The following is a 13,684-nucleotide window of genomic DNA, read 5'->3' as shown; positions in this document are numbered from 1 at the left end:
AATCTTTGTCAAAGTTTTGAACTTTGACAAAGATTTATTGATTTTTATGATTTTAATTCAGCCAGTGATTCTTGTAATGCCACGATAAATGTATCTATAGCATCAGTAGTAATCGTCAACGGAGGAAGGATTCTCAATAGATTTTTATTGTTGGCTCCGCCTGTAAAAATGTATTTTTCAATGATCATTTTCTTTCTCAAAGCACTCACATCAAAATCAAATTCAACTCCTAGCATCAATCCTCTTCCTTTTACTTTCGTGATTTCAGGAATAACTTTGATTGCTTCAAAAAAGTATGCTGATACTTTGTTTGTATTTGCAATTAAGTTTTTATTTTCCATCACGTCCAAAACGGCAATACCCGCAGCACAAGCCAAATGACTTCCGCCAAAAGTAGTTCCTAATAATCCGTAACTCGCTTTGAATTTATGAGAAATCAAAACGCCTCCAATTGGGAAACCGTTCCCCATTCCTTTAGCAGTGGTTACAATATCTGGATTGATTCCGTGGTGTTGAAAAGCAAAAAACTTCCCGCTTCTTCCATAACCTGATTGTACTTCGTCTAGAATTAAAACGACATCATTAGCATTACAAACTTTTTCTAAAGCTTGAAAGAATTCTGTTGTTCCTTGGTCTAAACCACCAACTCCTTGAATTGGCTCGATAATTACGGCACAAACATCTCCTTTTTTCAATTCAGCTTCTACCAAATCAATTTGATTCAAAGGCAGGAAAGTAACTGCTTGTTGTGCGTTTAATGGCGCAACAATTTTTTTGTTATCGGTAACTGCAACAGCTGCAGAAGTTCTTCCGTGAAATGAATTATCAAAAGCGATTACTCTTGATTTATTGGTATGAAAAGAAGCTACTTTCAAAGCATTTTCATTCGCTTCAGCTCCAGAACTACAAAGGAATAAGCTGAAATCAGTCAAGCCAGAAGCTTTTCCTAATTTTTCTGCCAATTCTACTTGTAATGGATTCTGAATCGCATTTGAGTAAAAACTCAAATTATCCAATTGTTCTTTTACTTTGGCCACATAATCTGGTTGTGTGTGACCGATAGAGATTACTCCGTGACCAGAGTATAAATCTAAATATTCGATTCCTTTATCGTCTGTAATGGTACAATCTACTGCTTTTACAGGGGTAATAGGATATAATGGGTAAACGTCAAATAAGTTCATTTTTTTTTGTTTTTAGTTGATGGTTTTTGGTTGATAGTTGATAGCTAAGTTGGAAATCCCAACAACTAACAACTATCAACCAACAACCAATTTTAGAATCCGCTTGGTTTCAGGTGTAAACCTGTAGTTTCTTCAAGTCCAAACATTAAATTCATATTCTGAATCGCTTGTCCTGAAGCTCCTTTTGTTAAATTATCGATTACCGAAGTAATCAAAATCCGGTTTCCTTTTTTCATTAAACTGATGATACATTTGTTCGTTTGCACCACTTGTTTCATATTGATATCAGTAGTAGTAACGGTTACGAATGGCTGATCTTTGTAAAACGCTTGGTATTTTGCAACTACATCTTCCAAACTTTCTTCGATTGTTGTGTACAGTGTAGCAAAAATTCCTCTTGAGAAATCTCCTCTATTTGGAACAAAAATCAATTCGTCATTATAGGAAGCCTGCAATTGATTCACGCTTTGGTTTATTTCGCCCAAATGTTGGTGATTGAAAGCTTTGTAATGTGACATATTGTTGTTTCTCCAACTGAAATGTGTTGTATCAGAATGGCTTACTCCAGCTCCGGTACTTCCAGTTGTAGCGTTGATATGCACATCATCATTCAATAATCCGTGGGATGCTAATGGCAATAAAGCCAATTGAATTGCTGTTGCAAAACAACCTGGATTAGCGATATATTGTGCGCTTTTAATGTCGGCTTTGTTCAGTTCTGGCAAACCGTAAACGAAAGATTTTCCGTTGAAATGGTTGTCTTTTGTCAATCTGAAATCATTTCCTAAATCGATGATTTTGGTTTGGGCTGAAAACTGATTGCTTTCCAAAAATGAAATTGATTTTCCGTGCCCTAAACACAAGAAAACAACATCCACATTTGGATTTACGGTGTCGGTAAAATCCATTTCAATATCGCCCATCAAATCGTGGTGTGCAATAGAAAGTGGTTTTCCTGCATTCGTTGTACTGTATACGAAATCAAGTTTTGCATTTGGGTGAAACATCAATATTCTGATGAGTTCCCCTGCTGTGTAACCTGAACCGCCAATTATTCCAATTGAAATCATAATTTTAAATTTTTAAAACATTTTTTTTAACCATTAAGATATTAAGTTTCATTAAGCTTAATTTACTTAATATCTTAATGGTTAAAAATGGTTAAAAATGGTAAAAAAGCTTTAAAAAACTTTTTTATTTTGATGAAAACTATTCGTAAGTTTCGTTGTTTACAGATGAAAATATGTTTTGAGCATTACCTAGAATTTTGATAAACCCTTTTGCATCGTCAGACGTCCAAGCGTTGTTCATCTCTCCGTATTGACCAAAACCAGTGTTCATCAAATCATTTGCAGACTCAATTCCGTCTAATGAAAAGTGGTAAGGCTTCAAAGAAACAGTCACAGTTCCATTTACAGTTTTTTGAGTATCTTCAAGGAAAGTTTCGATGTTTCTCATTACAGGATCCAAAAATTGACCTTCGTGAAATAACATTCCGTACCAGTTTCCTAGTTGTTCTTTCCAGTATTGTTGCCATTTTCCAAGAGTGTGTTTCTCTAATAAATGGTGTGCTTTGATGATGATTATAGGAGCAGCAGCTTCAAAACCAACTCTTCCTTTGATTCCGATAATAGTGTCACCTACGTGAATATCTCTACCAATAGCGTAAGCACTTGCCAATTTTTCTAAAACTACAATATTGTTCGAAGGTTTGTCAGTTACACCATTTACGGCAACTAATTCTCCTTTTTTGAATTCTAAAGTTACTTTCTCTTCACCTTCTTTTGTCAATTGTGATGGATAAGCTTCGGTTGGTAATGGTTGCCCAGAAGTCAACGTTTCTTTTCCTCCAACACTTGTTCCCCAAAGTCCTTTGTTAATAGAGTATTGTGCTTTTTCCCAAGAATAGTGAACACCGTTTTTTGCTAAATAATCAACTTCTTCCTGACGAGATAATTTTAAGTCACGAATAGGAGTGATGATTTCAATTTCTGGAGCGATGGTTTGGAAAATCAAATCAAAACGGATTTGGTCATTTCCTGCACCAGTACTTCCGTGAGCGATAGCAGTAGCGCCAACGGATTTAGCGTATTTGATAGCTTCAATAGCTTGGAAAACACGTTCAGCACTTACTGACAAAGGATACGTATTGTTTTTTAATACATTTCCGTAAATCAAATATTTAATAGCTTTGTCGTAATATTTATCTAAAATGGTAAGGTTAGCGTGTTTTGCACTTCCTAATTCATAAGCTCTGTCTTCGATAGCTTTCAATTCAGCATCGTCAAATCCTCCTGTATTGATTAATACAGTATGCACTTCGTATCCTTGTTCGTTTTTTAAATATTTTAGACAGTAAGATGTGTCTAATCCTCCACTATACGCTAATACTACTTTTTTACTTCCCATTGTTTGAACTATTATTGACTATAAGCTATTTGTTTTGTAATTAGCTTTTAGCTGTTTATATTTATTTTGTTATTTTAGTTTCTTTATCTTTTTTTTCTAAAAAAAGTGCTGCTTTGATTTCTTTTAATCTATTCCAAATCCTTACATTAAAAGGGTGTTTTGGCGGATCCTTTGGTTTTTCTGCCGGATCGTAAAGCATTCCCGTACACAAACACATTTTATAATCTTTACTTTTTAAGATTTCAAAATTGGTGCAGGTTTGACAGCCTTTCCAAAAACTAGGATCGTTGGTAAGTTCTGAAAACGGAACTGGTTTGTAACCCAAATCCGAATTGATTTTCATTACCGCCAAGCCAGTTGTGATTCCGAATACTTTAGCATTTGGATATTTTTTTAACGAATAATCAAATACGAATGATTTTATTTGTTTTGCCAGTCCCAAATTTCTGTAATCAGGGTGTACAATCAAACCTGAGTGCGCCACATACTGACCGTGTTGCCAACTTTCGATATAGCAAAAACCAGCAAAGATTCCGTTATTAAGCGCAATAACAGCATCTCCTTTTTCCATCTTTTTTTGGATGTATTCTGGTGTTCTTTTGGCAATTCCAGTACCTCTCAACAGGGCAGATGATTCTATTGTGTCACATATTTCTTGTGCATATTTATAGTGTTCTTCCTGAGTTACTACAATAGAAATATTCATTTCAAGAGTTAAATTTTAGGTTAAAAAATGTACTGTAGCCCAATTTAGAATGTAATTGTTTTGCATTATCAAATATAGAATAAATGATAGAAATAACAATCCAATATATTGAATTACAGAGAGATAAAATTTGTTTGGTGTTTTTATTTGGATGTATTAATCCAAATAAATATGGAAATAATTTCAAAACGATAAAATAAGAAATGGATAAATATATTACGATTACACTATGGAAGCTATAATTATAGCATCCGTACTTCGGGAGAAGTCGTAGGTGTTATTATCCGAGAGATAATTGTTATATATGTTTCTGTTTTTTTCATCGGTGCAAAATTACAATTATTTTTTAAACCAAAGGCTAGTTTTTTCTTTAAAAGTCAATTTTTTAACAAATCGAAAAGTTTTTGTGGTAAAAAATAAAATTTGATTACAAAAGGCTGTTTTACAGAGCTATTTTTTCTTTTTTATCAAAGAAAAAGTCAGAATTTAAAATTGAGTTTTCTAAATTATTTATGTTGTTAGTTGGCAACAGTTTCTTTGGGCGTAACCCCCGCTAGAAAAAAGGGCTAGTTACTTTGTCGTCATTGCCCTTTTTTCTAGCGGGGGTCGTGCTATACGCGCTACTTCGGTAGCTAGCTTCTATCACTTACGCGGTCCTATCACCTTTGAGGAAAATGAAAAGATTTTGTTTTTTATAAGAACAGTAATAGTTTTGGCAAATAAAGACCTTTTAAATATTTGTAAGGGATATTGTTTATATTTGGGAAAGTTAAAAATGTGGTATAAAGCTTTGCTAATCTTCCTGATGATGGGGATATGGAAGGTCTTTTTCATATATATACAAGTTGTAAGTAAGTTTACCCCAAACTGCAAAAAGTCAACCAAAATGGAAAAATACCTGATTGTAATTATTATGAGTCTAAGTTTCACTTCTTTTGGACAGAATTGTTCTATGCTGAAAAATGGAAAATACGAAATGCGATATGACACAAAAGACAGAAATTCAAGCTTAATTGAAATAAACGGAAATCACTATTACACTTTCCAAGATAATGTCAAAAAAGATTATGAAATTAAAACATTAAGTAATTGCAGTTTTCAACTTGAAAATAATGATAAAGTTGACGAATCAAAACTTACAGAAGTTCAAAGAATGTTAGCTAAACAGAAACCATATTTTGAAATAATAAAAGTTGAAGGAAACGTGTATCATTTTGTTTGCAGAATAGATTTACACGTTCAATGTGGAAGTGGAAAGTTTATCCGAAAAGAAGAATAAAACCTGCTTACAACAGCTACAACGGATTTGGGCAATTGGCTTAATGGAAAGTTGGTTTTGTATTTGTTGAGATGATTTGGCAAATCCGAAGAATGGGCTTAATTTAGTCCCAAACCCGCAGTAATACCATAACGTTGGCTGATATTTAAAAAACAAAACATGATAGATAAAGAAACTTCCAAAGAGATAATAAATGAAGTAAAGGCTTTAACTACAGAAGTCTATAAAGATACCGCAAGCCCAGCTTTACAAGAGGTTGGAAGTGTAGCAGGAAGAACTGTTAAGGCTCTTTTGTCACCATTGAGAGGAATGCTGTGGGGTTGGGAAAGAATTGAAGGATATGTTGAAGAATCTGTAAAAAAGAGACTTGATAAAATACCCGAAGATAAAAGAAAATCACCTGAGCCAGAGATTGCTGTTCCATTGCTACAAGCGCTTACATATACTGCTCACAATGAGACTTTGAGAGAAATGTATATCAATCTTCTTGCAAATTCAATGAATGCAGACAAAGAAAATATTGTCCACCCTTCTTTTGTGGAGCTAATTAAACAAATGAATTCTTTAGATGCAAAAGTTTTCGATGAACTTTCCAAAACAAACCATTATCAAAAAATATTAAATCCTAAAATTATGTTGAAAGGACAAGGGAAATTCTTTTCAAATGCTACCCCCGAATGGTATGTAGGATGGACAATTGAAGGTTTTTCTGAATTTGATGTATCAGCTAGCTTCGTGAGATTAAGTAAATTTGGGCTTATTGAATTAATGTTTGATAGAACGGCTGGAAAAGATGGATATGCAGAAATTCGGAACACTCAATTTTTGCTGGCAATATTGACTAAATACCAGTTGGCAGATACCAATTCAGAATTAGAAATTGGAGGGACGGAAAGTATCGTATATGTGAATGAATATGGTTTACAGTTTAAAAATGCTTGCAAATAAAGACATCAGCTAATAGGTAGCTATTACAACAGATATGGACAATAAGCTTAATGGAAAGTTGGTTATGTGTAAATTGGAAAATTCGAAAATAGGCTTAATTTAGTCTCAAACCCTTTTTAAACAGTTCCCCCTTTTAAATTAAAAAAGTCAAATAAACCACCCATCATATAAATGGAAGAAAAACAAAGAAAAAAGAAACTGCTCATTAGAAAAATAATCAAAATCGTAATTATTGTAGTTATAATTGGGGCTGCTCAATACTATTTCATAAAGGAGCAACCTGTTAGTAATGAATTGACGGCTTTGGTGACCCAATACAATAGTGCTTGTCCTATAATGATAAGTGATGATATTCGTATGGAAAGTGTTAGTCAATTGCCTGATAATACGGTTCAATATGATTTTACTTTGGTACGGGTTCAAAAAGAAAGCATTGATGTTGCCGCTTTGAAAAAGTCTGTAGCAAAAGAAATTTTGAGTACCGCTAAAACAAATCCCAGTCTTGAAGCTTTTAGAGATAATGATTCGACAGTGATGTATGTCTATAGAGATACGAATCAAAAAATGCTGTTTAAAATTGAGCTAACACCAGAGTTGTATCAATAAATTGGTTTTACTTTATATTTGATAAAAAAAGCAACTCCAAACGGAGTTGCTTTTTTTATGGAATATAAAATTGTTTATTTTCTAAATGAATTACGACTAATAACCGAGTTGATTTTAGCTTTCAAATCTTCGCCTGTGTCATAAACCATTTGTTCACTTGTTGGGAATGGCACAATTTTTTTATCAAAATAATTATAATAGGAATCATCAGCAGCACGACGATCTCCTTTGTAAGTAGAGTAGATGTTTTCAAATACAAACTCGCTTGCAATTGGGAAAGATTCCAATGATTGATTGGTTTTATTGTCTACAAAATCAACTTTGGCGGTGATTTGGCATGATTTCAACTGTCGGACTTCATATATTCTTACCGATGCATTAACGAGATTGTCTACCATGACCGGTTTTCCGCGTCGGTCGAGAACTATTTTTCCGTTAGCGTCAACTTGTTGTTTTTGTCCGTCTACTATTTGACGTTCTTTTACAAATTCTCTTTCTTTTATTTGCTCAGGCGAAATTAAAATAGACCTAAAATTGATTAGCATTCCGTAATCGTAGTAAGTGTTTTTTTGTTTTACACTGTGATAAATAGTCCATTTGTCATTCAATTTATAACTTTTGAAGTCTAATAAATCATTTTGTAATTGAACAGGAATAATCATGTTGGTTTCGTTTTGAGTATTCACAATTACATAATCAGTTCCCTTAAATTGAGCTTCTTCGATGATTTTGTTGGCATCTTTGTAATTTGGATTTATTTTCTCCAAATACGTTAAATCATCATATACTTTGCGGTAATTCATTTTGTTTTTGGTGAGCATCAAAGCTTTTGAATTGGTATACAAATAATTAGACAAAGCGTTTTTGCTGCTAATAATTCCGTCGTTGTAATTATCAAATGGGAATATCGCATTTCGTCCTTCTTTGATTAATTTTAGAGGAAGTAATGGTTTTATTTTCTCTTGGCGGTCATTTAAAGCTAAGTAGGTATTGTATATTTTTTCCAGATTGCTTGGAATATTTTCTTTGCTTAAAAAACTGATAGTGTTTAGATCTCGTTCTTTAGCTTTGGCGAAAGCCTCTTCCAATAAATAGATATAATCCTGTTTGCTTTTTTTGTCTTTATTGGTGCGTAAATTAGAAAGAGCAATGTCGATTGCTGGATCATAATTTCCAGCAGATACATTGTTTTTAGTTTGTTTTAAACTACAAGAAGTGAGTAGGATGAAGAGTGTAATTATAAGCGTAATTTTTTTCATTTTATGGGGGATAACGAATGGTATTGTTGCAGTTTTTAGATTTTTTTGCAAACTTACTATTCCTTTAGGGGATTCTGCTTAAAAGATTTCAAAAAAAAACCGACAACTATAAAATTGTCGGTTTGTATAAAAAGAGTTTGTTTATTGTCTTACAAATGGAGGTAGTAATTTGCTCGAACATTCACCAAAACCAATACGAACTTGTCCGTTTTGACTGTGTCCTTTCATAATTACGGTATCGCCGTCGTTTATAAATTTACGTTCAGTACCATCATTTAATTGTATTGGATTTTTTCCGCCCCAAGTCAACTCAAGCATTGATCCAAAACTGTCTGGCGTTGGACCAGAAATCGTCCCAGATCCCATCATGTCACCAGAATTAACACGACAGCCGTTAGAGGTGTGATGTGCTAATTGTTGGCTCATTGTCCAATACATATATTTCAAGTTAGATTTAGTAACAACAGTTGGTTCCGAGTTTTCGGGAACAATGGCTACTTCAAGATTGATGTCGAATGTATGTTTTCCTTTTTGTTGTAAATAAGGGAAAGGCGTTGGTTCTTGTTTTGGTCCTTTGGTTCTAAAAGGTTCTAAAGCATCCATAGTGATGATCCAAGGAGAAATAGAAGTGGCAAAGTTTTTTGCTAAGAATGGTCCCAGCGGTACGTATTCCCATTTTTGAATATCACGAGCACTCCAGTCATTCATTAAAACCATTCCAAAAATATAATCTTCGGATTCGCTAATAGGAATATTTTCTCCCATAATGTTGCAATCAGTAGTAATGAAAGCAGTTTCCAATTCAAAATCAACGGATCTCGATGGTCCAAAAACTGGAGAAGATTCACCATTTGGAACGATTTGTCCCATCGGTCGGTGTACCGGAATTCCTGATGGAATAATAGAGGAACTTCTTCCGTGGTAGCCTACAGGAATGTGAAGCCAGTTTGGTAATAAAGCATGTTCGGGATCACGAAGCATTTTACCTACATTGGTAGCGTGTTCTTTGCTGGAATAAAAATCAGTATAATCACCAATTAATACTGGAAGTTGCATTTCTACATCATCCATCTTGAAAATTACTATTTTTCTATGTTTAGGATTGTCTCTTAATTCGGGATTTGTTGCGTCAAAAATATCGGCAATTCTGTTTCGAACCAATCGCCATGTTTTTTTACCATCTGAAATAAAATCATTCAGCGTATCCTGCATAAACATATCATCAGTCAATTCGATTCCTTCAAAATAATTTAATTGTTGTAGCGCCCCTAAGTCGATTGCGAAATCACCAATTCTAGTCCCTACTGTAACGACGTTCTCTTTGGTAAGAAAAACTCCGAACGGGATGTTTTGAATGGGAAAGTCACTATCAGAGGGTGCTTCTAACCATGATTTTCTTGTAGTATCGTTTGCAGTTATTGGCATGATAATGTTATTGTTTGTTGAAAAATTACTTGTCAAATATATTATAATCTAATTGTTTACCAAACGTTTTTTTGTATTTTTGCATCGAATTAACGAAAATCAAAGAAATGCAACGCGACAAACAAATTTTTGACCTTATTTTAGAAGAACAAGACAGACAAATTCACGGACTAGAGCTTATCGCTTCAGAGAATTTTGTAAGTGATGAAGTAATAGAAGCTGCTGGTTCTATTTTAACAAACAAATATGCTGAAGGATATCCTGGCAAAAGATACTACGGAGGTTGCGAAGTAGTTGATGTTGTTGAGCAAATTGCTATTGACAGAGCTAAAGAATTGTTTGGTGCTGAATACGCAAACGTACAGCCACACTCTGGTTCTCAGGCTAATGCTTCTGTGTACCATGCTTGTTTGACTCCTGGAGATAAAATATTAGGATTCGATTTGTCTCATGGTGGTCACTTAACTCACGGTTCTCCTGTAAACTTTTCAGGACGTGTTTACAATCCTGTTTTCTACGGTGTAGATAAAGAAACTGGAAGATTAGATTATGATAAAATTCAAGAAATAGCTACTAAAGAACAACCAAAATTAATCGTTGCGGGTGCTTCGGCATATTCTCGTGATATGGATTTTGAGCGTTTTAGAGTAATTGCTGATAGCGTTGGAGCAATTTTGATGGCTGATATTTCTCATCCAGCTGGGCTTATCGCAAAAGGTTTAATGAATGACCCAATTCCTCACTGTCATATTGTAACAACTACTACTCACAAAACATTACGTGGACCAAGAGGTGGTTTGATTTTGATGGGTAAAGATTTTGAAAATCCTTGGGGATTGAAAACTCCAAAAGGTGAAATCAGAATGATGTCTTCTTTATTAGACTTAGCTGTTTTTCCTGAAAATCAAGGTGGACCTTTAATGCATATTATTGCAGCAAAAGCAGTAGCTTTTGGAGAAGCTTTACAAGATGAGTTCTTTACTTATGCTATGCAATTGCAAAAAAATGCAAACGCAATGGCTGATGCTTTTGTAAAAAGAGGATACAATATTATCTCTGGAGGAACTGACAATCACATGATGTTAATTGACCTTAGAAACAAAAATATTTCTGGTAAAGAAGCTGAAAATGCTTTGGTAAAAGCAGAAATCACTGTAAATAAAAACATGGTTCCATTTGATGATAAATCACCATTTGTAACTTCTGGTATTCGTGTAGGTACTGCAGCAATCACAACTCGTGGTCTTGTTGAAGAAGATATGGAAACTATCGTTGATTTAATCGACAGAGTTTTATCAGATCATACTAACGAAGATGTTATTGAAGCTGTAGCTGCTGAAGTTGACGAAATGATGAGCGAAAGAGCTATTTTCGTTTTCTAAATTTTTGTTTAAAGTTTCAGGTTTAAAGTTTAAAGTTTTGTGTTTACGGAAACGTAGCACAAAATTTTAAACTTTTTTAGTTCTTAACAGAACCTGAAACTTAAAACCTGAAACAAAAAAAACTAAAAAAAAATGGGTGTATTACGATTACAACTGCCAACCGATCCTAGATGGGTAAATATTGTAGAAAAAAACATAGAAGAGATTCTTACCGATCATGCTTGGTGCGAACAAAAAGCGGCTACCAATGCTATTACGATTATAACGAATAATTCGGAGCATCAGGATTTGGTAAAGGATTTATTGGCTTTGGCCAAAGAAGAAATCGATCATTTTGAACAAGTTCATAACATTATCATTAAGCGTGGACTGAAATTAGGTCGCGAGCGCAAAGACGATTATGTAAATGAATTGTATTTGTACATGAAAAAAAGCGGTGATGGAAGCAGAGTTTCGGGTTTGGTGGAACGATTGCTGTTTTCGGCTATGATTGAGGCCAGAAGCTGTGAGCGTTTCAAAGTTTTATCCGAAAATATCCAAGACGAAGAATTAGCTGTTTTTTACAGAGAACTGATGGAAAGTGAAGCGGGACATTACACAACTTTCATAACCTACGCTAGAAAATATGGTGTTGGAATCGATGTTGAAAAACGTTGGAGAGAATGGCTGGCTTATGAAGAATCGGTTATCGCCAATTATGGTAAAGGAGAGACAATTCATGGATAAGTGTTTTTAGTTTCAAGTTTAAGGTTTTACTTGTGGATGGTTTCTAAAATCTGCATTCTAAAATCTAAAATTTAAATTTGTTGATAAAAGGATAATTAGTTTTCTTTTGCTTTTAATGTGTTAACTTTCAAAAACATTATATTTGAGAGTCACCAAAACGTAAAGCCATGAGAATAGAAACTGATTTGAAATTAGGGTTTAAAGATGTAATGATTAGGCCAAAAAGATCTACGTTAAAAAGCAGATCGGAAGTCTCTTTAGAACAAAATTTTAAATTTTTGCACAGTACAAGTACTTGGACAGGAATTCCAATTATGGCTGCGAATATGGATACTGTTGGCACTTTTGAAATGGCGGCAGTTTTGGCTAAAGAAAAGTTGTTTACAGCCATTCATAAACATTATTCTCCTCAAGAATGGAATGATTTTTTGCAAAATGTTTCTCCAGATTTCTATAATTATATTGCAATAAGTACAGGAACCGGAAAAGAAGATTCTTTAAAAATTACTACGATTATAAAAGCAAATCCATTACTTCGATTTATTTGCATTGATGTTGCCAACGGATATTCAGAACACTTTGTTCAGTTTTTAAAACAAACTCGCAAACAATTTCCAGATAAAGTTATTATTGCCGGCAATGTGGTTACTGGCGAAATGGTTGAAGAACTATTGCTGGCTGGTGCTGATATTGTAAAAGTCGGAATTGGCCCTGGCTCTGTATGCACAACTCGTGTAAAAACAGGAGTTGGATACCCACAGCTTTCGGCAATAATAGAATGTGCAGATGCGGCACATGGTTTAGGCGGACATATTATCAGCGATGGCGGTTGCGCTATTCCTGGTGATGTTGCAAAAGCTTTTGGTGCGGGATCCGATTTTGTGATGTTGGGCGGAATGCTAGCCGGACATACCGAAAGTGGAGGCGAATTGATTGAAATAAATGGACAAAAATTCAAACAATTTTACGGAATGAGTTCTACTACCGCAATGGATAAACACGTTGGTGGTGTTGCAGAATATAGAGCAAGCGAAGGTAAAACAGTTCAAGTGCCATTTAAAGGTCAGGTTATAAATACACTACTGGATATTTTGGGAGGTTTGCGAAGTACTTGTACTTATGTAGGCGCTTCAAGATTGAAAGAGCTTACCAAGCGAACCACGTTTATAAGAGTAAGCGAGCAGGAAAATCAGGTTTTTACGAATTAATTTAAAAATACTTCTTTACAAAAAATGATTGCAATTTCAGAAGCGGTTAGAAACGATATAAAAACAATTCAAAATATAGCTCATAAAACATGGCCACTTACATATGGTGAAATTCTATCCGAAGCGCAATTGCAATATATGCTGGATTTGTTTTATTCAGAAGAAGCTTTAACAGATCAATTTGATAAAAATGAACAATTATTTTATTTAATTAGCGAAGAAGAATCAATTTTGGGGTTTATTGGAATTGAGCATAATTATCAGAATCAAAACATTACCAAAATTCATAAAATATATCTTTTGCCTGAAACCCAAGGCAAAGGAATAGGTAAGATTGTTATTGAAGCTATCTCAAAATTAGCTTTAGAAAATAATGCAACTTCACTTTTATTAAATGTAAATCGATTTAATAAAGCTTTAAATTTCTATCAAAAAATTGGCTTTAAAATTATTGATGAAGTAAACATCGAAATAGGGAATGGTTATTTGATGGAAGATTATGTTATGGAGAAAGTTATTTAGAAAATATCAATTTTAAAAATTAGAAAACCG

Annotated in this window: 13 protein-coding genes; 7 read left to right on the top strand and 6 right to left on the bottom strand. The window is 34.0% G+C overall.

Annotated elements, in window-relative coordinates:
• Positions 1–44: 44 nt before the first annotated feature.
• The 4 genes from ACUN3A_RS01830 to ACUN3A_RS01815 form a co-directional block, all read right to left on the bottom strand.
• A complete protein-coding gene (locus ACUN3A_RS01830; RefSeq protein WP_445549648.1) occupies positions 45–1,184 on the bottom strand; it encodes an aspartate aminotransferase family protein in 1,140 nt (379 codons plus the stop codon).
• Between the two features lie 92 nt (positions 1,185–1,276).
• Positions 1,277–2,254, bottom strand: coding sequence for an N-acetyl-gamma-glutamyl-phosphate reductase (gene argC / locus ACUN3A_RS01825; RefSeq protein WP_445549647.1), 978 nt, complete (start codon positions 2,252–2,254; stop codon positions 1,277–1,279).
• A gap of 139 nt (positions 2,255–2,393) precedes the next feature.
• Positions 2,394–3,593 (bottom strand): argininosuccinate synthase, encoded by a 1,200-nt coding sequence (locus tag ACUN3A_RS01820; protein WP_445549646.1) that lies wholly within the window; start codon positions 3,591–3,593, stop codon positions 2,394–2,396.
• 61 nt (positions 3,594–3,654) lie between these two features.
• Positions 3,655–4,299 (bottom strand): GNAT family N-acetyltransferase, encoded by a 645-nt coding sequence (locus tag ACUN3A_RS01815; RefSeq protein ID WP_445549645.1) that lies wholly within the window; start codon positions 4,297–4,299, stop codon positions 3,655–3,657.
• Between the two features lie 886 nt (positions 4,300–5,185).
• On the opposite strand from ACUN3A_RS01815, the gene ACUN3A_RS01810 reads away from it, so the two are divergent.
• The 3 genes from ACUN3A_RS01810 (at position 5,186) to ACUN3A_RS01800 (ending at position 7,132) form a co-directional block, all read left to right on the top strand.
• The gene (locus tag ACUN3A_RS01810; RefSeq protein WP_445549644.1) at positions 5,186–5,578 is read left to right on the top strand and encodes a hypothetical protein; all 393 of its coding nucleotides are present in this window, start codon (positions 5,186–5,188) and stop codon (positions 5,576–5,578) included.
• 159 nt (positions 5,579–5,737) lie between these two features.
• On the top strand, positions 5,738–6,526 hold the full coding sequence (locus ACUN3A_RS01805) for a DUF4393 domain-containing protein (protein WP_445549643.1): 789 nt from the start codon (positions 5,738–5,740) through the stop codon (positions 6,524–6,526).
• A 171-nt stretch (positions 6,527–6,697) separates the two neighbouring features.
• A complete protein-coding gene (locus ACUN3A_RS01800) occupies positions 6,698–7,132 on the top strand; it encodes a hypothetical protein (protein WP_445549642.1) in 435 nt (144 codons plus the stop codon).
• Between the two features lie 74 nt (positions 7,133–7,206).
• On the opposite strand, the gene ACUN3A_RS01795 is transcribed toward ACUN3A_RS01800, so the two are convergent.
• Positions 7,207–8,391, bottom strand: coding sequence for a hypothetical protein (locus tag ACUN3A_RS01795; protein WP_445549641.1), 1,185 nt, complete (start codon positions 8,389–8,391; stop codon positions 7,207–7,209).
• Between the two features lie 141 nt (positions 8,392–8,532).
• The gene (gene fahA, locus ACUN3A_RS01790; protein ID WP_445549640.1) at positions 8,533–9,816 is read right to left on the bottom strand and encodes a fumarylacetoacetase; all 1,284 of its coding nucleotides are present in this window, start codon (positions 9,814–9,816) and stop codon (positions 8,533–8,535) included.
• A 107-nt stretch (positions 9,817–9,923) separates the two neighbouring features.
• Here fahA and glyA point away from each other — a divergent pair, with 107 nt between their 5' ends.
• The 4 genes from glyA to ACUN3A_RS01770 all read left to right on the top strand — a co-directional run bounded on the left by glyA (position 9,924) and on the right by ACUN3A_RS01770 (position 13,654).
• Complete coding sequence (gene glyA, locus ACUN3A_RS01785; RefSeq protein WP_445549639.1) at positions 9,924–11,198, top strand: serine hydroxymethyltransferase; 1,275 nt, start codon at positions 9,924–9,926, stop codon at positions 11,196–11,198.
• A gap of 132 nt (positions 11,199–11,330) precedes the next feature.
• A complete protein-coding gene (locus ACUN3A_RS01780) occupies positions 11,331–11,924 on the top strand; it encodes a tRNA-(ms[2]io[6]A)-hydroxylase (RefSeq protein ID WP_445549638.1) in 594 nt (197 codons plus the stop codon).
• Positions 11,925–12,091: 167 nt separating this feature from the next.
• Positions 12,092–13,132, top strand: a complete 1,041-nt coding sequence (locus ACUN3A_RS01775) for a GMP reductase (RefSeq protein ID WP_445549637.1) — start codon at positions 12,092–12,094, stop codon at positions 13,130–13,132.
• Positions 13,133–13,156: 24 nt separating this feature from the next.
• Positions 13,157–13,654, top strand: a complete 498-nt coding sequence (locus ACUN3A_RS01770; protein WP_445549636.1) for a GNAT family N-acetyltransferase — start codon at positions 13,157–13,159, stop codon at positions 13,652–13,654.
• The last annotated feature ends 30 nt before the right edge of the window (positions 13,655–13,684 follow it).

It is taken from the genome of Flavobacterium sp. WC2509 (assembly GCF_052683105.1).
This window is presented reverse-complemented; position numbering and strand designations above follow the sequence as displayed.